Source organism: Salipiger bermudensis (assembly GCF_020171625.1).
GTDB classification, from domain to species: domain Bacteria; phylum Pseudomonadota; class Alphaproteobacteria; order Rhodobacterales; family Rhodobacteraceae; genus Salipiger; species Salipiger bermudensis_B.
Genome location: NZ_JAIUZY010000004.1, coordinates 479,619 through 502,050, shown reverse-complemented (window position 1 = coordinate 502,050; position 22,432 = coordinate 479,619). Strand labels below are relative to the sequence as shown.

16 protein-coding genes and 2 tRNA genes are annotated in these 22,432 nt (G+C 66.7%); 12 read left to right on the top strand and 6 right to left on the bottom strand.

The annotated features are described in order from the left end of the window. The first annotated feature begins 156 nt into the window (after positions 1–156). Together LCM15_RS08995 and LCM15_RS08990 are read left to right on the top strand one after the other, a co-directional pair. Positions 157–351: a DUF3072 domain-containing protein gene (locus LCM15_RS08995; protein WP_224855541.1), complete on the top strand. Its 195-nt coding sequence runs from the start codon at positions 157–159 to the stop codon at positions 349–351. A 185-nt stretch (positions 352–536) separates the two neighbouring features. Next, the gene (locus LCM15_RS08990; RefSeq protein ID WP_224855539.1) at positions 537–2,816 is read left to right on the top strand and encodes an NADP-dependent malic enzyme; all 2,280 of its coding nucleotides are present in this window, start codon (positions 537–539) and stop codon (positions 2,814–2,816) included. Positions 2,817–2,856: 40 nt separating this feature from the next. Here LCM15_RS08990 and LCM15_RS08985 read toward each other — a convergent pair whose 3' ends face one another. Beyond that, positions 2,857–4,140, bottom strand: coding sequence for a Hint domain-containing protein (locus LCM15_RS08985; protein ID WP_224855538.1), 1,284 nt, complete (start codon positions 4,138–4,140; stop codon positions 2,857–2,859). Between the two features lie 717 nt (positions 4,141–4,857). On the opposite strand from LCM15_RS08985, the gene LCM15_RS08980 reads away from it, so the two are divergent. Beyond that, entirely contained in the window at positions 4,858–6,759 is a 1,902-nt protein-coding gene (locus tag LCM15_RS08980) for a propionyl-CoA synthetase (RefSeq protein WP_224855536.1), read from the top strand. A gap of 58 nt (positions 6,760–6,817) precedes the next feature. Here the strand turns inward: LCM15_RS08980 and LCM15_RS08975 are convergent, their stop codons facing one another. The 3 genes from LCM15_RS08975 to LCM15_RS08965 all read right to left on the bottom strand — a co-directional run bounded on the left by LCM15_RS08975 (position 6,818) and on the right by LCM15_RS08965 (position 8,369). Continuing rightward, on the bottom strand, positions 6,818–7,201 hold the full coding sequence (locus LCM15_RS08975) for a VOC family protein (RefSeq protein WP_224855534.1): 384 nt from the start codon (positions 7,199–7,201) through the stop codon (positions 6,818–6,820). Positions 7,202–7,316: 115 nt separating this feature from the next. Next, positions 7,317–7,520, bottom strand: coding sequence for a CsbD family protein (locus LCM15_RS08970; protein ID WP_224855532.1), 204 nt, complete (start codon positions 7,518–7,520; stop codon positions 7,317–7,319). Positions 7,521–7,607: 87 nt separating this feature from the next. After that, positions 7,608–8,369, bottom strand: a complete 762-nt coding sequence (locus LCM15_RS08965; RefSeq protein ID WP_224855530.1) for an NAD kinase — start codon at positions 8,367–8,369, stop codon at positions 7,608–7,610. A gap of 168 nt (positions 8,370–8,537) precedes the next feature. On the opposite strand from LCM15_RS08965, the gene glyA reads away from it, so the two are divergent. Then, the gene (gene glyA, locus LCM15_RS08960; protein WP_224855726.1) at positions 8,538–9,833 is read left to right on the top strand and encodes a serine hydroxymethyltransferase; all 1,296 of its coding nucleotides are present in this window, start codon (positions 8,538–8,540) and stop codon (positions 9,831–9,833) included. A 147-nt stretch (positions 9,834–9,980) separates the two neighbouring features. On the opposite strand, the gene LCM15_RS08955 is transcribed toward glyA, so the two are convergent. After that, a complete protein-coding gene (locus LCM15_RS08955) occupies positions 9,981–10,634 on the bottom strand; it encodes a peroxiredoxin (RefSeq protein WP_224855528.1) in 654 nt (217 codons plus the stop codon). A 161-nt stretch (positions 10,635–10,795) separates the two neighbouring features. On the opposite strand from LCM15_RS08955, the gene LCM15_RS08950 reads away from it, so the two are divergent. Next, positions 10,796–12,235, top strand: coding sequence for an aldehyde dehydrogenase family protein (locus LCM15_RS08950; protein WP_224855526.1), 1,440 nt, complete (start codon positions 10,796–10,798; stop codon positions 12,233–12,235). Between the two features lie 523 nt (positions 12,236–12,758). Here the strand turns inward: LCM15_RS08950 and LCM15_RS08945 are convergent. Continuing rightward, on the bottom strand, positions 12,759–13,406 hold the full coding sequence (locus LCM15_RS08945) for an RluA family pseudouridine synthase (RefSeq protein WP_224855524.1): 648 nt from the start codon (positions 13,404–13,406) through the stop codon (positions 12,759–12,761). A gap of 178 nt (positions 13,407–13,584) precedes the next feature. On the opposite strand from LCM15_RS08945, the gene glpX reads away from it, so the two are divergent. From glpX to LCM15_RS08910, 7 genes are all read left to right on the top strand, one after another. Then, positions 13,585–14,550 carry a class II fructose-bisphosphatase gene (gene glpX / locus LCM15_RS08940; RefSeq protein WP_224855522.1) on the top strand — a complete coding sequence of 322 codons (966 nt, stop codon included), beginning with the start codon at positions 13,585–13,587 and terminating at the stop codon, positions 14,548–14,550. A 126-nt stretch (positions 14,551–14,676) separates the two neighbouring features. Beyond that, positions 14,677–16,422 carry a single-stranded-DNA-specific exonuclease RecJ gene (gene recJ, locus LCM15_RS08935; protein ID WP_224855520.1) on the top strand — a complete coding sequence of 582 codons (1,746 nt, stop codon included), beginning with the start codon at positions 14,677–14,679 and terminating at the stop codon, positions 16,420–16,422. A gap of 137 nt (positions 16,423–16,559) precedes the next feature. Continuing rightward, positions 16,560–16,634 (top strand) — tRNA-Glu (locus LCM15_RS08930). A gap of 36 nt (positions 16,635–16,670) precedes the next feature. Further along, positions 16,671–16,745: transfer RNA gene (locus tag LCM15_RS08925), tRNA-Glu, on the top strand. Positions 16,746–16,900: 155 nt separating this feature from the next. Next, positions 16,901–19,189, top strand: a complete 2,289-nt coding sequence (locus LCM15_RS08920) for an arginine/lysine/ornithine decarboxylase (protein WP_224855518.1) — start codon at positions 16,901–16,903, stop codon at positions 19,187–19,189. Positions 19,190–19,812: 623 nt separating this feature from the next. Next, the gene (locus tag LCM15_RS08915) at positions 19,813–21,387 is read left to right on the top strand and encodes a sensor histidine kinase (protein ID WP_224855516.1); all 1,575 of its coding nucleotides are present in this window, start codon (positions 19,813–19,815) and stop codon (positions 21,385–21,387) included. Between the two features lie 44 nt (positions 21,388–21,431). Further along, positions 21,432–22,418 (top strand): DNA topoisomerase IB, encoded by a 987-nt coding sequence (locus LCM15_RS08910; RefSeq protein ID WP_224855514.1) that lies wholly within the window; start codon positions 21,432–21,434, stop codon positions 22,416–22,418. The last annotated feature ends 14 nt before the right edge of the window (positions 22,419–22,432 follow it).

The following is a 22,432-nucleotide window of genomic DNA, read 5'->3' as shown; positions in this document are numbered from 1 at the left end:
TGCGGATCGGAATTTGGCGCGGGTTATAGGTGGCGAGGGGCCTCTTGTCACCTGCGGAAATGACCTGTCTGCAACGGTGGCACACGGGTTTGCGCCACCAGTGGAACCGGTCGGGCGGAGGTCGCGTTGGTCGCGCAAATGCGAGGACATGACCAGATGAACGCGATCAGCCGCCCCGACCGGATCGATGCCGCCCTTGACGTGCCGCCGAACCCGAACCAGCCGATGAGCGCCGCCCAAGAGGCCCGCCTCCGCGCGCTGTCCGAGCGCGCCGGAGCGCCCGTCAGCGCCGATCTGACGGTGCGGCAGGCCGAGCGGCGGATCGAACTTCTCGAGGCGGTGGTCTACTGATCCGACGCCCCCTTCGCTGCGCTGCGGCACCTGCTTTCGAGCGCCGAAATGCCCGGTCGCGGCCTGTCTCCGGCAGGGGCGCGGCGGATCCCGCAGGCGATTTTCGTTTACGGCTTGCCGGACTCCTGATATCCCGCCATCGACAGATTGTTCAGTGTTGAACTATTTCGGGAGCGCTGCGGGTCATGAGCGATACCACCCAGGAAAGCTTGCGCCAGGCGGCGCTTTTCTACCACGAGAACCCCAAGCCGGGTAAGCTCGAGATCCGGGCGACGAAGCCGCTGGCCAACGGTCGCGACCTGAGCCGCGCCTATTCCCCCGGCGTTGCCGAGGCCTGTCTCGAGATCAAGGCCGATCCGGCCAATGCCGCCCGCTACACCGCGCGCGGCAACCTCGTGGCGGTGGTGTCGAACGGCACGGCGGTGCTGGGGCTCGGCAATATCGGCCCGCTGGCCTCCAAGCCGGTGATGGAAGGCAAGGCCGTACTGTTCAAGAAATTCGCCAATATCGACTGCTTCGACATCGAGCTGAACCAGCCCGATCCCGAGAAGCTGGCCGAGATCGTCTGCGCCATGGAGCCGACCTTCGGCGCGATCAATCTCGAGGACATCAAGGCGCCCGACTGCTTCATCGTCGAAAAGATCTGCCGCGAACGGATGAACATCCCCGTCTTCCATGATGACCAGCACGGCACCGCCATCGTCGTGGGCGCGGCAGCGGTCAACGCGCTGCACGTGGCCGGGAAGAACTTCGAGGACATCAAGATCGTCTCCACCGGCGGCGGCGCGGCGGGCATCGCCTGCCTCAACATGCTGCTCAAGCTCGGGGTGAAGCGCGAGAATGTCTGGCTCTGCGACATCCACGGTCTCGTCTACGAGGGCCGCGAAGAGGACATGAACCCGCAGAAGGCGGCCTTCGCTCAGAAGACCGACAAACGTACCCTCGACGACGTGATCGACGACGCCGATATGTTCCTCGGCCTCTCCGGGCCCGGTGTGCTCAAGCCCGAGCACGTGCAGCGCATGACCGCGCAGCCCATCGTCTTCGGCCTCGCCAACCCGACGCCCGAGATCATGCCCGACGCGGTGCGCGCCGTGGCACCCGATGCGATCATCGCGACCGGGCGCAGCGACTTCCCGAACCAAGTCAACAACGTCCTGTGTTTCCCGTTCATCTTCCGCGGCGCGCTCGACGTGGGCGCGACCGAGATCAACGACGAGATGGCCGTGGCTTGCGTCGAGGGCATCGCGGCGCTGGCACGGGCCACCACCTCGGCCGAGGCGGCGGCAGCCTACCACGGTGAGCAGCTGACCTTCGGGCGCGACTACCTGATCCCCAAGCCCTTCGACCCGCGCCTGTCGGGCGTGGTGTCCTCGGCGGTGGCCAAGGCCGCGATGGAGTCGGGCGTGGCGACGCGTCCGCTCGAGGATCTGCAGGCCTACAAGGATCACCTCAACGCCTCGGTGTTCAAGTCGGCGCTGCTCATGCGCCCGGTCTTCGAGGCCGCCCGCACCGCCTCGCGCTCGATCGTGTTCTCCGAGGGCGAGGACGAGCGCGTGCTGCGCGCCGCGCAGGCCATCCTCGAGGAGACCACCGAGCAGCCGATCCTCATCGGCCGCCCCGACGTGCTCGAGACCCGCTGCGAGCGCATGGGGCTCGAGATCCGTCCAGGGCGCGACTTTCACGTGGTCGACCCCAACAACGACCCGCGCTACCGCGCCTACTGGGAAACCTATCACCGGCTCATGGCGCGCCGCGGCGTGACGCCGGATCTGGCCCGCGCCATCCTGCGCACCAACACCACCGCGATTGCCGCCATCATGGTGCACCGCGGCGAGGCCGACAGCATGATCTGCGGCACCTTCGGCGAGTATCGCTGGCACCTCAACTACATCAGCCAGGTGCTGGGCGGCGATGGCCACATGCCGCAGGGCGCGCTGTCGATGATGATCCTCGAAGACGGGCCGCTCTTCCTTGGCGACACGCAGGTCTGGACCGAACCCTCGCCCGAGCAGATCGCGCAGACGGTGATCGGTGCCGCGCGCCACGTGCGCCGCTTCGGCCTGACGCCGAAGATCGCGCTGTGCTCGCGCTCGCAGTTCGGCAACCAGTCCGACGGCTCCGGTCCGCGCATCCGTGCCGCGCTCGAAATCCTCGACAGCCAGCCGCGTGACTTCATGTACGAAGGCGAGATGCACGTGGACAGCGCGCTCGACCCCGAGCTGCGCGAACGCCTGATGCCGGAGAACCGGCTCGAGGGGGCGGCCAACGTGCTGATCTTCGCGCAGGCGGATGCGGCCAGCGGCGTGCGCAACATCCTGCGCCTCAAGGCCGGTGGTCTGGAAGTGGGACCGATCCTCATGGGGCTTGGCAACCGGGCGCATATCGTGACGCCTTCGATCACCTCGCGCGGGCTGCTGAACATGGCAGCCATCGCCGGTACGCCGGTCGCCAGCTACGGCTGAGGTATAAGACGCGCGCCCCGGTGCGGTCCGGGGCGCGCGCTCAGTGGTCCACCAGCAGCTTGCGGTTCTTCGAGATCCGCTCCGAGAACTTGCGCGCGCGGCGGCCCGCGACCAGCGGACGCGCCGAGAGATACCGGTCCATGTCGGGGAACAGAGTCAGGATCTCGTGGCGGGCTTCGGCCGGCAGCGCCCTGATCGCTTCGCTCCCGAGGTAGAGGCTTTCCGTGGCGGCCCCGTTCGAGAAGACGATCTGGTGCTGATCGAAGAAGAAGTGCCAGTAGGTCACCGAGGCGATGTCCCCGGCGGTCTCGATGCCGTCGAGCGACAGCAGGTGCTTGGCGGCGATCAGAACCTCCTTTTGGCCGAACATGCGCTCGGCGACCGCATTCGACACGAGCACGCGATGCTGGGGCGAGACGACGATGTCGCGGTCTGGGCGCCCCTGTCCAAGAGCATTGGCGCGGATCCGGATCGGGCGCAGCTCTGGATGGCGTCTCAGGTCCTCCTCTGCGAGATGGCGGCACCCGATCCAGCGGATCGGCTGGTATCCGTTGTCCATGGTCAGAACGCGGTGCCCAACGCGGAGGTGTTCCACCGCAACATCGCCGGCCAGCGTGGCGACGGGCGTTCCGCTGGTCAGGCAGGGCAGAGCCAGGCCGGGGAAGGTGAAGGTGTCGCCGCTCAGCAACGTGGCCTGATTGGCGAAGAATTCCGAGGCCTCGGCCTCGGTCATCGGAACCTCGATGTTGACGCTCTGGCTCAGCAGGCCGCCATCGACGGTCAGGCGCAGGACGCTTCCGTCATAGGCGCTTTCGGGCTCGCCGGCAGTGGCCTCGTCAAGCTCGATCGTGCGGCCTTCGACGATGAACTGGTCGGTGGCCTGCATCCCGGTGGTGTTGAAGCTCACCGGCTGGATGCCCAGCACCGAGAGGGTCGGCGGATCATAGGTAAACGTGCCGGTGCCGGAGGGGCCGGAATAGGCGACGTCGTAACTGTTGAGCAGGCCGTTGACGACGCTGAGGCTCAGGGTCGAGGCATCCAGCGTCATGGCGCTGTTGTCGAACACCTCGAAGGTGAAGCCGTTGAGCGCCGAGGCGTCGAGCAGCCCGTTGTCGATGGTCAGGTCGCCGCCGTTGATCACCCGGAAGGTCGGAGAAGAGCCTGCGGTGATGCCGGCAATGGAGGTGATCGTCAGGCTGACGCCGTCGACGATCAGCAGGCTGTCGCCAAGCGCGGTGATCTGGACGGTGTCGCCGTCGTTGGCGTTGCTTTCGTCATAGGTGAAGGTCGAATTGGTGAGCAGGTCGACGGACAAAAGGGCCATGGCGCTCAGATCCCCCCGGTCGTGCTGGTCCGGCGGTCAGGGGCCGGGCGGTGCTCTGCTGTGTGGCCCCTTGGGGTGCGGGGGCCGCGACGTGCCCCCGCTGTGAGTGGTGTGCCAATTGGGGAGGTTTGCGTCGGAACGTGTCGCACCATGTCTCAATCTCCATCTACCGACCTTCGTCGCGGCAGGCCGGACCTCGTTACTGCGAGAGATGAGGGGCGGTGGGTGCCGCTCTTGCGATCTCTCTTCCCCATTGAGAGGTCCAATTGTGATATCAATTTGATATAATGGCAATGTATGTATCATTTTGAGAGAAAATATTGTTCTGGAAAGATATTTTTTCGAGTTTGCGGGAGCGCGCGGACGATACGGGGCGAGATTGCGGTGAAAGCAGCCGAGAATCGTGGTTAATTGAGGTTAAAATGCGGCGATGGTTAACGCGGGGACGATTCTGGCGCAGCCGTATCGCTGGGTCGGGTATTCCAATCTGATATTGATTGGCATGCGAATGTCCTATCACGCGCCAGATTTTGCAAACTCGCCATGACTTCGCAGCGCGGTCTACGGAACCTGCATATTTGCAAATCTCGCCGCCCCGCAGGCGCGGGTTTCGTCAGATCGCCTGCGGTTTTGTGTCATGCTGGGCGGTAACATACTTGCTCGACGAGGGTGTCGTGCCTAATCAAAATACCCAGAGGCGAGAGGAGGAGCTTTCCAATGGGCTACAAGGATGTGTACGAGGCCTGGAAATCCGACCCCGAGGGGTTCTGGATGGAGGCCGCACAGGCCATCGACTGGGACGTGCCGCCGTCGAAGGCGCTCTTCGACAAGGGCGGCGACATGTACGAGTGGTTCTCGGATGGCATGGTCAACACCTGCTGGAACGCGGTGGACCGCCATGTCGAGGCGGGCCGTGGCGACGAGATCGCCATCATGCACGAAAGCCCGATCACCCACGCGAGCAAGGGCATCACCTATTCCGACCTGCGCGACCGTGTCGCCTCGCTTGCCGGCGCGCTGAAGATGCGCGGCGTGGAGAAGGGCGACCGGGTCATCATCTACATGCCGATGATCCCCGAGGCGCTCGAGGCAATGCTGGCCTGCGCCCGGCTCGGGGCGGTGCACTCGGTGGTGTTCGGTGGCTTCGCCGCGCACGAGCTGGCGGTGCGGATCGATGACTGCACCCCCAAGGCGATCATCGCCGCGAGCTGCGGCCTCGAGCCGGGCCGCGTGGTGCATTACAAGCCGCTGCTCGACGAGGCCATCGAGCAGGCGGCGCACAAGCCTGAGTTCTGCGTGGTGTTCCAGCGCGAGCAGGAGGTGGCCAAGCTGATCGAGGGGCGCGACTTCTCGTGGCATGGCTTTCAGTACGGGGTGAAACCCGCCGACTGCGTTCCGGTCGAGGGCAACCACCCGGCCTATATCCTCTACACCTCCGGCACCACCGGGCAGCCCAAGGGCGTGGTGCGCTCGACCGCCGGCCATCTCGTCGCCCTGCAGTGGTCGATGAAGAACATCTACAACATCGAGGCGGGCGACCGGTTCTGGGCGGCGTCGGATGTGGGCTGGGTCGTGGGGCATTCCTACATCTGCTACGGCCCTCTGATCGCCGGGGCGCAGACCATCGTCTTCGAGGGCAAGCCCATCGGCACGCCGCACGCCGGCGTGTTCTGGCGCATCATCCAGAACCACCGGGTGAAGAGCTTCTTCACCGCGCCCACGGCCCTGCGGGCCATCCGCCGCGCCGATCCGGACGGCGAGTGGATCAAGCGCTACAAGCTGCACGACCTTCAGGCGCTGTTCCTCGCGGGCGAGCGGGCCGACCCGAGCACCATCGAATGGGCGCAGAAGCACCTGAACGTGCCGGTGCTCGACCACTGGTGGCAGACCGAGACCGGTTGGGGCATCGCCGCCAACCCGATCGGCATCGAGGCGCTTCCGGTCAAGCTGGGCTCGCCCTCGGTCGCCATGCCGGGCTATGACGTGCGCATCCTCGACGAGGGCGGCCACGAGATGCCGGCGGGCGAGCTTGGCGCCATCGCCATCAAGCTGCCGCTGCCGCCGGGCACGCTGCAGACGCTGTGGCAGGCCGAGGCACGGTTCAAGACATCCTACCTCACCCAGTTCCCCGGCTACTACGAGACCGGCGATGCGGGGATGAAGGACGAGGACGGCTATCTCTACATCATGTCGCGCACCGATGACGTCATCAACGTTGCCGGTCACCGCCTGTCGACCGGTGCCATGGAGGAGGTGCTGGCCTCGCATCCGGACGTGGCCGAATGCGCGGTGATCGGCGTTTCGGACCCGCTCAAGGGGCAGGTTCCGATGGGGTTCCTCTGCCTCAGCTCCGGCGTGGAGCGCGACGCGGCGGAGGTCTGCCGGGAATGCGTCAAGCTGGTGCGCGACCAGATCGGCCCGGTCGCGGCCTTCAAGCTCTGCACCGTGGTGGAGCGCCTGCCCAAGACCCGCTCGGGCAAGATCCTGCGCGCCACCATGGTCAAGATTGCCGATGGCGAGGCGTTCAAGATGCCGGCGACGATCGACGAGCCGGTCGTTCTCGACGAGATCCGCGCGGCGCTCGAGGGGTTGGGCTATGCCAAGACGGTGCCAGCGTGATCCGGCGCGGCACTTGACCGAATGAGACAACCGCCCGCTGTCGCGCAGCGGCGGTGTCTCAGCCCTCGTAAAGCTCCAGCGGGAGCCCGTCGGGATCGGCGAAGAAGGTGAAGCGCTTGCCGGTCAGCTCATCCGTGCGGATCGGCTCGACCGGCACGCCCTGGGTCTCGAGCCTTTGCTTCGCCTCCTCTACGTCGGTGACGGAGAACGCGAGATGCCGCAGACCCTTGGCCTCGGGCCGGTCGGCGCGGTCTGGCGGGGAGGGGAAGCTGAACAGTTCGATCTGGCCACCGCCGGGCAGGGCGAGGTCCAGCTTCCAGCTGTCGCGGGCCTCGCGATAGGTCTCGGCGATGATCTCGAGCCCGAGCAGCTCGGTATAGAAGGCCTTGCTGCGGGCATAGTCGCCGCAGATCAGCGCCACGTGGTGAAAGCCTGTGAGCATGGTCCCGTCCGTCCCGGCCGCAATCTGCCTGCAAGAGCTATCAGAGGGCCGGACAAAAGAAAAACCCCGGGGGAGGGAACCCCGGGGCCTTCTTACGTGCCTTGACCGAAAGAGGTCAGGAGGAGTGCTTGTGGTAGAACTCGTCCACTTCGCGCTCTGCCTGGTCCTTCGCGATGCCGTAGCGCTCCTGGACGACACCCACGAGCTTCTCGCGGTCGCCCTCGGCGCGGTCAAGATCGTCATCGGTGAGCTCGCCCCACTTGGTCTGAGCGTCACCCTTCAGCTGTTTCCATTTGCCTTGGATAATATCCCAGTTCATCGGAATTCTCCTTTATCTCGGCTTGGTCCCGCCTCATCGCGGGGTTCGGATAAAGAACGCGGGCCGCGTGGCCGGAGTTCCGGGCGTTCAGACAAATTGTTCGCGGATCAGACGCTCCTCGAGGCCGTGGCCCGGATCGAACAGCACCCGGTGCGCCACCTTCGGTTCCGAGCGGATCTCGACCCGCAGCACGTCGCGCACCGACTGGCTGTCGGCCTCGGCCATCACCGGGCGTTTCTCGGGCTCCAGCACCTCGAAGGTCACGTCGGCGGTCTTGGGCAGCAGCGCGCCGCGCCAGCGTCGCGGTCGGAAGGCGGCGACCGCGGTGAGCGCCAGCACATCGGCGCCGATCGGCAGGATCGGACCGTGAGCCGAGTAGTTGTAGGCGGTCGAGCCGGCGGGGGTGGCCAGCAGCGCGCCGTCGCAGACCAGCTCGGGCATCCTCAGCCGGCCATCGACATAGATCGCCAGCCGTGCTGCCTGCGGTCCGGCGCGCAGCAGCGAGACCTCGTTGATCGCCAGCGCCCGGTGCTCGCTGCCGTCGGCTCGGTGCGCGCGCATCGAGAGCGGGTTGATCACCGCCTCCTCGGCGGCGGCCAGGCGCTCTTCGAGGGCGTGCTCGGAATAGGCGTTCATCAGAAAGCCGACGGTGCCGCGGTTCATGCCGTAGACCGGCACCGCCAGCGCCTCGGTGCGGTGCAGGGTGTGCAGCATGAAGCCGTCGCCGCCAAGTGCCACGATCACGTCGGCGCCGTCCTCGGCGTGGTTCCCGTAGCAGCGTGTCAGTCCGGCCAGCGCGGCCTGTGCGATGGGCGCGTTGGACGCGCAGAAGGCAATTTTCAGCGACATGGGTTTCCTTGGGCTGTCACGCCGTTCCGAAACAATCATAACTTCCCGGAACCCGCCAGTACCGTCGCCCCTCTACCGGAACAATGCCGCTTTGATCCCTTTGCGCAGGCGTCGCTTTCCTTTACGTAGTCGGCACGTGACGAATCCATGACACCGGAGACCTGCCTCATGAACGCCCCGCACCGCGATGACGGCTTCTTCACCCAGTCGCTTTCCGACCGCGACCCCGAGCTTTTCGCCTCCATCACCGGCGAACTCGGCCGTCAGCGCGACGAGATCGAACTGATTGCATCCGAGAACATCGTCTCCCGCGCCGTGATGGAAGCGCAGGGCTCGGTAATGACCAACAAGTATGCCGAAGGCTACCCGGGCCGCCGCTACTACGGTGGCTGTGACTGGGTCGACGTGGCCGAGAACCTCGCCATCGACCGCGCCAAGGAACTCTTCGGCTGCGAGTATGCCAACGTGCAGCCGAACTCCGGCAGCCAGGCCAACCAGGGCGTGTTCACCGCGCTGATCCAGCCCGGCGACACCATCCTCGGCATGTCGCTCGATGCCGGCGGCCACCTGACCCACGGCGCCAAGCCGAACCAGTCGGGCAAGTGGTTCAACGCCGTGCAATACGGTGTCCGCCAGCAGGACAACATGCTCGACTACGACCAGGTCCAGGAGCTGGCCAACGAGCACAAGCCGAAGCTGATCATCGCCGGCGGCTCGGCCATCCCGCGCCAGATCGACTTCGCCAAAATGCGCGAGATCGCCGACAGCGTGGGCGCCTACCTGCATGTGGACATGGCGCACTTCGCCGGCCTCGTGGCGGCGGGCGAGCATCACTCGCCGTTCCCGCACGCGCATGTGGTGACCACCACCACCCACAAGACCCTGCGCGGTCCGCGCGGCGGCATGATCCTGACCAATGACGAGGCCATCGCCAAGAAGGTCAACTCGGCGATCTTCCCGGGCATCCAGGGCGGTCCGCTGATGCACGTCATCGCGGGCAAGGCCGTGGCCTTCGGCGAGGCGCTGAAGCCCGAGTTCAAGACCTATGCCAAGCAGGTCATCGCCAACGCGCAGGCGCTGTCCGATCAGCTGATCAAGGGCGGGCTCGACACCGTGACCCACGGCACCGACACCCACGTGGTGCTGGTGGACCTGCGCCCCAAGGGCGTGAAGGGCAATGCCACCGAGAAGGCCCTGGGCCGGGCGCACATCACCTGCAACAAGAACGGCGTGCCGTTCGACCCGGAAAAGCCGACCGTGACGAGCGGCATCCGTCTCGGCTCGCCCGCCGGCACCACCCGCGGCTTCGGCGAGGCCGAGTTCCGCCAGATCGCCGACTGGATCATCGAAGTTGTCGATGGCCTTGCGGCGAACGGCGAGGAGGGCAATGCCGAGGTCGAGGCCAAGGTGCGCGGTGAAGTGACCGAGTTCCTCAAGAGCTTCCCGATCTACCCGATGCTCTGAACGGATCGCCCAAGATTTTTCGTCCGAAAAATCTTGGGGTCCCGACACCGGCGTGAAGATTTTTCGGACGAAAAATCTTGGGCACAGGCCAGAAAAAAGCCCCGGATCCTGCGATCCGGGGCTTTTCCGTTCCGGCTGCAGAGCCGATCAGGCGGGGTTCTTGGCAAAGCGCAGGTAGGGCAGCTTGATGTCGAGTTCGCCGTATTTCTCGGTCGCCGCCGCGTCGTCGAGCGACAGCGCGACGATCACGTCCTGTCCGGTCTCCCAGTTCGCGGGCACGGCCAGGGGCTGCTCGTAGGTGCGCTGCAGGCCGTCGAGGGCGCGCAGCACCTCGGCGAAGTTGCGGCCCACCGACATCGGGTAGGTCATCATGAGCTGCACCTTCTTGTTCGGCGCGATGATGAAGACCGAGCGCACGGTGGCGCTGTCGGCCGGGGTGCGGCCGTCGGGCAGGTAGGCATCGGCGGGCAGCATGTCGAGCGCCTTGGCCACCTTCAGGTCGTTGTCGGCGATGATCGGGAAGCCGGCCGTGGCGCCCGAGGTCTGCTCGATGTCGCCCTTCCAGCCCTTGTGTTCCTCGACGCCGTCCACCGAGATGCCCATCACCTTGGTGTTGCGCTTGGCCCATTCATCGGCCAGTTGCGCCACGGCACCGAACTCGGTGGTGCAGACCGGGGTGAAGTCCTTGGGGTGCGAGAACAGGATCGCCCAGCTGTCGCCGATCCAGTCGTGCAGGTCGTATTCGCCAAGGTCGGTGACGACGTGAAGGTTGGGAATCTCGTCGTTGATGCGCAGTGCCATGGGACTCTCCTCTTGCATGACGTCCGGGTCGGACGGTCTCTCCGCCTCCTACGTACATCCCCGATGCATGATGTAAAGACCCCGGCTTGCGGCGGGCCGGGTCGCGTGACAGAGTGCCGCCACGGGGAAATTTGATCAAATCTCAACGAAGGATGACTCCCATGATCGAGAAGCGTCAGTTCTACATCGATGGCGCGTGGACCGAAGCGCTCGCGGGGCGCGACCACGAGGTGATCGATCCGGCAACCGAAGAGCCCTGCGCGGTCATCGCGCTTGGCGGGCAGGCCGACACCGACGCCGCCGTGGCCGCGGCCAAGCGTGCGCTGCCGGGCTGGATGGCGACGCCCGCAGCCGAGCGCATCGCGCTGGTCGAAAAGCTGCTCGCGGTCTACAAGTCCCGCGCCGAGGAACTGGCGCAGGCCATGAGCCTCGAGATGGGCGCCCCGATTGCGCTGTCGCGCGCCAACCAGGTCGGTGCCGGGCTCTTCCACCTGCAGAATTTCGTCGATGCCGCCAAGAGCTTCGACTTCGAGGCGCCGTTCTCGGACGCCTATGCCGACACAAGGCTGATCCACGAGGCGGTCGGCGTCTGCGCGCTGATCACGCCGTGGAACTGGCCGATGAACCAGATCACGCTGAAGGTCGGCGCCGCGGCGATTGCCGGCTGCACGATGGTGCTCAAGCCCTCCGAAGAGAGCCCGCTCTCGGCGCTGCTCTTTGCCGAGTTCATGGACGAGGCCGGCTTCCCGAAGGGCGTGTTCAACCTCGTCAACGGCGACGGCGCGGGCGTCGGCACGCAGCTTTCGGGGCACGCGGATGTCGACATGGTGAGCTTCACCGGCTCGACCCGCGCCGGCCGCGCGATCTCGAAGACCGCCGCCGAGACGCTCAAGCGCGTGCATCTGGAACTCGGGGGCAAGGGTGCCAATCTGATCTTCGCCGACGCCGACGAGAAGGCGGTGAAGCGCGGCGTGCAGCACATGATGCAGAACTCGGGGCAGAGCTGCAACGCGCCCTCGCGCATGATGGTCGAGGCGCCGATCTATGACCGCGTGGTCGAAGAGGCCGCCGCCGTCGCGCAGGCGGTCAAGGTGGGCGCTCCTTCCGAGGACGGCAAGCATATCGGTCCGGTGGTCAATGCGACGCAATACGAGAAGATCCAGGGGCTGATCGAGACCGGGATCAAGGAGGGCGCGCGGCTCGTCGCCGGCGGCCCGGGCCGCCCCGAGGGCTTCAACAAGGGCTTCTACGTGCGCCCCACGGTGTTCGCCGACGTGACCCCCGAGATGACCATCGCCAACGAAGAGATTTTCGGCCCGGTGCTCTCGATCATGAAGTTCGAGACCGAAGCCGAGGCGGTCGAGGTTGCCAATGACACGCCCTACGGCCTGACCAACTATGTCCAGAGCCAGGATGTCGACCGCCGCCACCGGATGGCGCGCCAGCTGCGTGCGGGCATGGTCGAGATGAATGGCAAGAGCCGTGCCCCCGGCGCGCCCTTCGGCGGCATGAAGCAGTCGGGCAACGGCCGCGAGGGGGGCATTCTCGGGATCCACGACTTCCTCGAGATCAAGGCGGTCAGCGGCTGGGCCGCAGAGTAAGCCTTCGCACGGGGCGGCTGCGCAGCGCTGCCGTCCCACACCGCGCTCACGCTTTCTCAATGTCGACAAACACGCACGGCCCGGCCTCCCCGCCGGGCCGTTCCTTTCAGACGGGGGCGCGTCTTCCGTCCCTGTCCTGAACGGCTCTACGTTCCGGCACACGTACGGCGTGACGCTCCCGCCCGGCGCGCCGCTGCAGAGGGCAACACTGGAAGGAAACGCCTCCTGCGGTGCCCCCACCGGTCTCGCCCCGGCCCTATCTTCTCTACGTCGATAAATACTCACGGCGCCACGCTCCCGCCGGGCGCGCCGCTGCAGAAGACAGCACTGCGAGGCCGCACCACCCGCGGCGCCCCCACCGCTCTCGCTCGGCTCCTGCCTTCTCTGCGTTGATAAATACTCACGGCCCGGCCTCCCCGCCGGGTCGCTCCTTTCAGAAAAGGGCGCCCACTCTGGGACTGCCCTGATCTTCTCTACGTCAATAAATACTCATGGCCCCACGCGCCCCACCGCGCGCGCCGCCTCAGAACGGGGCCTTGGCGCGGAACTTCACCCCGATGCCGCTTTCGGGGTGGTGCAGCCGCAGTTCCTCGGCATGCAGCATCATGCGGGGATGGTCCGCCGCGGTCTCGGGGGCGTAGAGCGGGTCGCCGATGATCGGGTGTCCGAGCGCCAGCATGTGCACCCGCAGCTGATGGCTGCGCCCGGTGACCGGGTGCAGCCGCACGCGGCTTTCGGCATCGCTGGCCTTTGTCACCTTGTACTCGGTGAGCGCGGGCTTGCCGGTCTCGTGGCAGACCTTCTGCAGCGGCCGGTTCGGCCAGTCGACGATCAGCGGCAGATCGACGCTGCCGGTTTTCGGCACGAGCCGCCCGGACACACGGGCGATATAGGTCTTGCGGGTCTTGCGGGTCTCGAACTGCTGGCCGAGATGACGCTGGGCGTGCGCGGTCAAGGCGAAGACCATCACGCCCGAGGTGTCCCGGTCGAGCCGGTGCACCAGCCGCACCGTCGGGAAGGCACGCTCGAGGCGCGCGATCAGGCAATCGGCCAGCTCCGGCCCCTTGCCGGGCACCGACAGCAGGCCCGCGGGCTTTTCGACGACCAGCAGGTCGCTGTCCTCGTGCAGGACCGGGATCTCGCCCGTGGGCGGGGAATAGACATCGCTCATGCCGTCCCATGTGGCCCAGCCGCGCCGCCATCGCAAGGTGTGAGGCGCCATCCGTTGCCCGCAGGCCCCTGCACCGGCTTGAGCGGCGGCCCGCCGGTGCTGTTAGCGCCTGCGGGCTTGCCACTCGTCTCGCCCGCGCGCTACACCGCTTTCAACTGTCATTTCAAAGGACCTCTCCATGTCGATCCCCACGGATTTCAATGACCGCATGTTGTCTCTGGGCCTGGCCCGCGTGGCCGAACAGGCCGCGATCGCGTCAGCCAAGCTGATCGGCCATGGCGACGAGAAGGCTGCCGACCAGGCAGCAGTGAACGCGATGCGCGACCAGCTCAACAAGCTCGACATCAAGGGCGTCGTGGTGATCGGCGAGGGCGAGCGCGACGAGGCGCCGATGCTCTACATCGGCGAGGAAGTGGGCACTGGCACCGGCCCGGGCGTGGACATCGCGCTCGACCCGCTCGAAGGCACCACCCTGACCGCCAAGGACATGCCCAACGCGCTGACCGTGATCGCCATGGGGCCGCGCGGCTCGATGCTGCACGCGCCCGACGTCTACATGGACAAGCTGGCGATCGGCCCGGGCTTCGACGAGGATGTCGTCACCCTCGACATGACCCCGACCGAGCGGGTCGAGGCACTGGCCGCGGCCAAGGGCTGCAAGACCACCGACATCACCTGCTGCGTGCTCGAGCGTCCGCGCCACGAGGAGATGATCGCCGAGATCCGCGCCACCGGCGCGGCGATCCGCCTGATCACCGACGGCGACGTGGCCGGGGTCATGCACTGCGCCGAGGCGCACCTGACCGGCATCGACATGTACATGGGCTCGGGCGGGGCGCCGGAAGGCGTGCTCGCGGCGGCGGCGCTGAAGTGCATGGGCGGCCAGATGTATGGCCGGCTGATGTTCCGCAACGACGACGAGCGCGGCCGCGCCGCCAAGGCCGGGATCACCGATCTCGACAAGATCTACAAGCGCGACGACATGGTCACCGCCGACGTGATCTTCGCCGCCACCGGCGTCACCAACGGCTCGATCCTGTCGGGCATCAAGCGCGAGCCGGGCTGGATCACCACCGAGACCATCCTGATGCGCTCGAAGACCGGCTCGGTCCGCCGGGTGATCTACCGCAACCCGTTCGAATGACGCCACGCCCGGCTTTGATGCCGTGACGTGAGTATTTGCAAACGTGAAGAAGCAGGGGGCGGCGTTCCGTTCCCTGCTTTTTCGCTTTATGGCAGGGCTGAGACAGGCAGAGGGGAACGATTGGGCATGAGCTATCTCGGGGTCGAGGCATCGCTGACCGGGCGCCGCTGGGTCGGGCCGGGGGTCGAGCAGGAGCGGCAGGCAGAGGCGCTGGCGCAGCAGAGCAACCTGCCGCGCGGGCTGTGCCAGGTGCTGGCGCGGCTCGGGGTCGAGGCGCCGGAGGTGGCGGGCTATCTCGCGCCGACGCTGCGCGACCTGTTGCCGGACCCGCGCTCGCTGCGCGACATGGAGACGGCGGCCACGCGGGTGCTGGCGGCGGTGAAGCGGCGCGAGCGCATCGCGGTGTTCGCCGATTACGATGTCGACGGTGGCACCTCGGCGGCGCTGCTGCTCGACTGGCTGCACCAGCTGGGGCTCGGTGCGACGCTCTATATCCCCGACCGCATCGACGAGGGCTACGGCCCCAACGAGCCAGCGATGGAGAAGCTCGCCGCCGGGCACGACCTGATCATCTGCGTCGATTGCGGCACGCTTTCGCACGGGCCGATCGCGGCGGCGAAGGGCGCGGACGTGGTGGTGCTCGACCACCACCTCGGCGGCGAGACGCTGCCCGATTGCGTCGCGGTGGTGAACCCCAACCGTCAGGACGAGGACGGCGCTCTGGCGCATCTCTGCGCTGCCGCGGTGGTGTTCCTGATGCTGGTGGAGTGTGGCCGGCAGATGCGCGAGGAGGGCACGCGCGGCCCCGACCTGATGGCGATGCTCGATCTGGTGGCGCTGGCCACGGTGGCCGACGTCGCTCCGCTCAAGGGCGTCAACCGCGCGCTGGTGCGGCAGGGGCTTGCGGTGATGGCGCGGCGTGCGCGGCCGGGGCTGGTGGCGCTCTCGGACGTGGCGCGGCTCGATACGGCGCCCTCCTCCTATCACCTGGGCTACGTTCTGGGGCCGCGCGTCAATGCCGGCGGCCGCATCGGCCAGGCCGATATCGGCGCCCGTCTTCTGGCCAGCCGCGACCGGCACGAATCCGAGGCGCTGGCGGCGCGGCTCGACCAGCTCAACACCGAGCGTCGCGAGGTCGAGGAGGCGGTGCGCGCCGCGGCACTGGCGCAGGCCGAGGCACGCGGGCTCGACGCGCCGCTGGTCTGGGCCGCGGGCGAGGGCTGGCATCCGGGCGTGGTGGGCATCGTCGCCTCGCGCCTCAAGGAGCTGACCAACCGCCCGGCGGTGGTGATCGGGCTCGACGGCGACGAGGGCAAGGGCTCGGGCCGCTCGGTCTCGGGTGTCGATCTGGGCGCCAGCATCCAGCGTCTGGCGGCGGACGGGCTGCTGCTGAAGGGCGGCGGGCACAAGATGGCCGCGGGCCTGACGGTGGCGCGCGACGGGCTCGAGGCGGCGATGGAGCGGCTCTCCGAGCTGCTGGCCAAGCAGGGCGCGGGGCAGGGCGGCGCGGCCGATCTGAAACTCGACGGGCTGCTGATGCCGGGCGCGGCCAATATCGAACTCTGCGAGCAGATGGAGCAGGCCGGCCCGTTCGGCGCCGGCGCACCCGCGCCGCGCTTTGCCATGCCGGACGTGCAGGTGGGCTTTGCCAAACAGGTCGGCTCGGGGCATCTTAAGGTCTCGTTCGGAGACGGGCTCGGGGCCAAGATCGACGCGATCTGCTTCGGCGCCTTCGACGGCCCTCTGGGGCAGGCGCTCTGCGATCACCGGGGGCGGCGATTCCACGTCGCCGGGCGGCTCGAGATCAACGAGTGGAACGGGCGGCGCTCGGTGCAGATGCGGCTGGAGGATGCCGCCCCGGCGGAGGGCTGACACGACGCAGTCTAAGCGACTGAGAACAAAGTCGATATTCCGCGCGGGGCAGGGCGGAAGACAGGTGAGAAAAATATGAAAATTGGGCTTGCGGCTGCGCACGCAATTCCCTAAAACCCGCGTCACGCTTCGGCGCTGGCCCGTTCGTCTATCGGTTAGGACGCCAGGTTTTCAACCTGGAAAGAGGGGTTCGATTCCCCTACGGGCTGCCAGCGAAGCGCAAGTCGACGACCTGATCGTCGCAGAGTGGCCCGTTCGTCTATCGGTTAGGACGCCAGGTTTTCAACCTGGAAAGAGGGGTTCGATTCCCCTACGGGCTGCCACTTGATCCCGAAAATCAGACCCTTCGCCAAGCACGCTCGCCGTGCCTGTCGTGCTGTCGCTGCCCGTATGGCGGCGGCCCGCACAGGCCCTTGACGGGGCGGGCCGGGGCGGAAACAACGTTGGCACGTGTCATGCCGGCCGAGAGGAGAGGCAGATGAAGTTCCGTTTTCCCATCGTCATCATCGACGAGGATTTCCGCTCCGAGAACACCTCGGGCCTGGGCATCCGTGCCCTCGCCGACGCCATCGAGAGCGAGGGCTTCGAGGTGCTGGGCGTCACCGGCTACAGCGACCTGAGCCAGTTCGCCCAGCAGCAGAGCCGGGCCAGCGCCTTCGTGCTGTCGATCGACGACGAGGAATTCACCCCCGGCCCGGATCTCGATCCGGCGGTGCTCAACCTGCGCTCCTTCATCGAGGAAGTGCGCTGGAAGAACGCCGACGTGCCGATCTATGTCTACGGCGAGACCAAGACCTCGCGTCACCTGCCCAACGACATCCTGCGCGAGCTGCACGGCTTCATCCACATGTTCGAGGATACGCCGGAATTCGTCGCCCGCCACATCATCCGAGAAGCGAAGAGCTATCTCGAGAGCATCCAGCCGCCGTTCTTCAAGGAGCTGCTCGATTACGCCGAGGATGGCTCCTACTCGTGGCACTGCCCCGGGCATTCGGGCGGCGTGGCCTTCCTGAAAAGCCCGATCGGGCAGATGTATCACCAGTTCTACGGTGAAAACATGCTGCGCGCCGATGTGTGCAACGCCGTCGAGGAACTGGGCCAGCTGCTCGATCACAACGGCGCCATCGGGGCCTCCGAACGCAATGCGGCGCGGATCTTCAACGCCGATCACTGCTTCTTCGTGACCAACGGCACCTCGACCAGCAACAAGATGGTCTGGCATCACAGCGTGGCGCCGGGCGACGTGGTGGTGGTCGACCGCAACTGCCACAAGTCGATCCTGCATTCGATTATCATGACCGGCGCGATCCCGGTCTTCCTGCGTCCGACCCGCAACCACTGGGGCATCATCGGGCCGATCCCGCGCGCCGAGTTCGAGCCCGAGTCGATCAAAGCCAAAATCCGCGACAACCCGCTGCTCGAGGGCTATGACGCCGAGGCGGTGAAGCCGCGCATCATGACGCTGACCCAGTCGACCTATGACGGGGTCCTCTACAATACCGAGGTGATCAAGGGCCTGCTCGACGGCTGGGTCGAGAACCTGCATTTCGACGAGGCCTGGCTGCCGCACGCCGCTTTCCATCCGTTCTACGGCAGCTATCACGCCATGGGCCGCAAGCGGGGGCGGACCGAGAAATCGGTGACCTATGCCACCCAGTCGGTGCACAAGCTTCTGGCCGGCATCAGTCAGGCCAGCCACGTGCTGGTGCAGGATTCCGAGACCACCAAGCTCGACCGGCATCTCTTCAACGAGAGCTACCTGATGCACACCTCCACCAGCCCGCAATACTCGATCATCGCAAGCTGCGACGTGGCGGCGGCGATGATGGAGCCGCCGGGCGGCACGGCACTTGTCGAGGAGAGCCTCGACGAGGCGCTCGATTTCCGCCGCGCCATGCGCAAGGTCGACGAGGAATACGGCGACGATGAATGGTGGTTCAAGGTCTGGGGACCGGACGATCTTGCCGAGGAGGGCATCGGCCGCACCCGCGACTGGGAGCTCAAGAAGACCGATGCCGAGGGGCTCGAGACCGGCGGCGGCGACAGCTGGCACGGCTTCGGCGACATGGCACCTGGCTTCAACATGCTCGACCCGATCAAGGCGACGATCATCACCCCGGGCCTCGATATCGAGGGCAATTTCGGCGACAGCGGCATCCCGGCCTCGATCGTGTCGAAATACCTCACCGAGCATGGCGTGGTGGTCGAGAAGACCGGGCTCTACAGCTTCTTCATCATGTTCACCATCGGCATCACCAAGGGCCGGTGGAACACGCTTCTCGCGGCCCTGCAGCAGTTCAAGGACGATTTCGACAAGAACCAGCCGCTGTGGCGGGTGATGCCGGAGTTCTGTGCCAAGCAGCCACGCTACGAGAAAATGGGGCTGCGCGATCTCTGCCAGCACGTGCACCGGATGTATGCCAAGTACGACGTGGCGCGGCTGTCGACCGAGATCTATCTCAGCGACCACCGCCCGGCGATGACGCCGTCCGAGGCATTCTCGCACATTGCGCGGCGCAAGACCGACCGGGTGGGCATCGACGAGCTCGAGGGGCGCATCACCACCAGCCTTGTCACGCCGTATCCGCCGGGCATTCCGCTGCTGATCCCGGGCGAGGTGTTCAACGCGAAGATCGTCGACTACCTGCGCTTCAACCGGGCCTTCGCACAGGAATGCCCCGGCTTCGAGACCGACATCCACGGCCTTGTCGCGGAAGTCGGCGAGGACGGGCGGACCCACTACTTCGCCGACTGCGTCGCCGAATGAGCGCTGCGCTGGAAGATTTTTCGTACGAAAAATCTTTGGCCCGGTGACTGCCGGTCGGCCCGAACCACGACCGGCGGGCGTTTTGGTGAGGGTGGGCATCGCGCCCCCCTCACGCTGAGCGCTCGGACCGATGCCTGATTGAGCCGGAAATGCCGTGCTGAGACAGGCCTCTTGAGCCGCGACGGCAGACATCGTCCGCCATCCGGTTAAGAGGGTCGCCGATGACCAGCCACCTCGGACGCCCCCCCCGCAAGCCACACAACGCCGCCCTCACGCCGCTGGCCCGCTCAACCGCCGCGGCTGCCGCTCCGTCAGGTTCGCCTTGCCCGCTGACCCTGTGTAGAAGGGCATGACCGCGCTGAAGGGCGGGCCGTCCGCCACCCCTAACGCGGCCTGTGAAAACGTGCCTACGTCGTGCAAGTGGGACGGGTGGGGCGGTGGTTTTGCCAAACTAAACAGTGATATCGTTTGCAAGGCCGCCTGCTTGTGCCTATCTTTTCAATCCAGCCATGCTGTCGCGTGGCGGCATGGGTCTGGCCTCGGACCTCACACTGGAGAACTTGTTGCTACGTCGTCAGTCTCCGAACTTTGACAAGACATCCTTCCTTTCCGGCCCCAGCGAAATGGCCCGGCGAATCCGTGAGTTCGACTGGTCCGGACATCCTCTCGGGCCGTCCGAGGACTGGTCGGCGGCGCTGCGCTCGGCGCTCAGCATCGCGCTGAACTCGGCCTTCCCGACCTGCATCTACTGGGGGCCGGACCTGCGTCTGCTCTACAATGACAGCTGGTCGCACATCCCCGGCCCGCGCCACCCGGGCTGTCTTGGCGAGCCCGCGGCGGAGGTCTGGTCGGACATCTGGCACATCATCGAGCCGCAGTTCTCGGAGGCGATCATGACCGGGGAGGGGGTCTATTTCCGCGACCAGATGCTGCCGATGCGGCGCTTCGGGGTCGAGGAAGAGACCTACTGGACCTACAATTTCACCCCGATCCGTGACGATGACGGCTCCATCGGCGGCGTCTTCAACTCCGGCAACGAGACCACGCGGCAGGTCCTGCAGCAGGAAAAGACCCGCTTCCTGCTCGAGCTGAGCGATGTGATCCGCAACGTGACGGACCTGACTGAGCTGAGACGGCGCGCGCTTGCGATGCTGGGGGCGCATCTCGGCGCCGACCGGGTCGGCCTGCGCGAGCGGGTGCAGGACGGTCCGAATGCCAAGCTGCCGGTGATCGAGCAATGGGTGGCCGAGGGTGCGTCGCCCGTGCCGGTCGGGGGCGCGCGAGCGCCGCTCCTCGACGTAGCCTGGCGACAGTTGCTGGACGGGCGGGTGATCCAGATCGACGGACCCGATTCGTCCCGCACGGCCTCCGACCGGGCCCTGCTTGATGTCCTGAACTGCGAGGCCGCGCTGGCGGTGCCGTGGGTCGAGGACGGCGCCACCGAGGCGATCCTTTTCGTGCATTCCTGCAGCGCGCGGCACTGGACCGATCTCGAGCGGGAGACGGTGGAACAGGTGCTGTCCCGGATGATGACGGTGATGGACCGCGCCCGCGCCGCCGAGCGCGAGCGACTGATGTCGGACGAGATCAATCACCGCTCGCGCAACCTTCTGGCGGTGGTGCAGGGCATCGTGCGGCTGGCCCGTCCCGAAGCGCCCGAGGTGATGCGCGCCAAGCTGATCGACCGGCTGGGCGCTCTGGCACAGAACCATTCTCTGCTCGCCGATCAGCGCTGGGAACCGGTGGCGCTCAGCCAGCTTTTGTCGCAGGAACTGGCACCCTATTCCGGCGGTGGCGAAATCCGGGTGAACATGAGCGGGCCCATGGTGGCGCTCAGTTCCGAGGAATGCCAGACGCTGGGCATGGTGGTGCACGAGCTGGTGACCAATGCGGCCAAGTACGGTGCGCTCAAGGACGCCGGCAGCGTGCTCGACGTGCGCTGGGAGGTCGCGGACGGTCTCTTGCATCTGGACTGGATCGAGACGGTTGCCGGGCCGCTGAGGCGCGAGGGGTTCGATGTGCCGGGCTTCGGCTCGAGCCTGATGACGCTGATGATCGAGCGCCAGCTCGAGGGCCGGTTCGTGCGTGAGCTGACCCCGACCGGCCTGCACTGCATCATCGACGTGCCGTGGGCCAAACGCGGTGCCGCCCGGCGCGCGGCCGCCGACCGCGAGGGAGACCGCATCGCGGCGACGTGAGCCGCGCCGCGGAACCGGTGCTGGCCGTGCGGCGTTCTCGGCGCATGACCCCAGAACCCGACCTCGTCTACTATCCCGATGACCGCCCCGGCATTGCGCGACGGCGGTGCGGGCGCGGGTTTTCATACATCGCACCGGACGGAACGCGGATCGAGCGCGGCCCCGAGCGGCGGCGCATCGAGGCGCTGGCGGTGCCTCCCGCCTACGAGAAAGTGTGGATCTGCCCGCGCGAGAACGGGCACCTGCAGGCCACCGGTCGCGATGCGCGGTCGCGCAAGCAGTATCGCTATCACCCCGACTGGACCGAGCATCGCGCGCGCCAGAAATTCGCGCATCTGGCCGAGTTCGGACACGCGCTGCCCGGACTGCGGCGCCGCATCCTCGAAGACCTGCGCGGCCGCGACCCCGGCGACCGGGCTTTCGCGCTGGCGGCGGTGCTGGCGCTGCTCGACCGGGCCGGCATCCGGGTCGGCAATGCCGATTACGCAAAGCAGAACCGCAGCTACGGCGCCACCACGCTGCGCGGCGCGCATATGTCGCTCGAGGGCGGGGTGCTGCGGCTGAACTTCACCGGCAAGGGCGGCACCAAGATCGAAAGCGTCCTGCGCGATCGCACGCTCGAGCGCGTCATGACCGGCCTGCACGATCTGCCGGGGCGCGAGCTCATCACGTGGCTGGACACGGACGGCACGCCTCATTCGGTGCGCTCGGAGGAGGTGAACGCCTTTCTCGCCGACCGCACCGGCAACAGCGCGCTGACGGCGAAGACCTTTCGCACGTGGAACGGCACCGCCGCGGCGCTGAAATACGCGCTGGAGGCCGAGACGGTGACGATCAAGGCGATGTCCGAGGCGGCCTCAGAGCGGCTGCACAACACGCCGGCAATCGCCCGCAAATCCTACATCCATCCCGACGTGATCGCCCTTACCGAGAGCGAGGCCGAAGCGCGCGCGACGCTCTCGCGCGAGGCGCCGGAGGTCAGCGGATTGCGCCGGGCGGAGGCGCAGCTGCTCCACCTGCTGGAGCGCTGAGGCCCCCGGCAGGT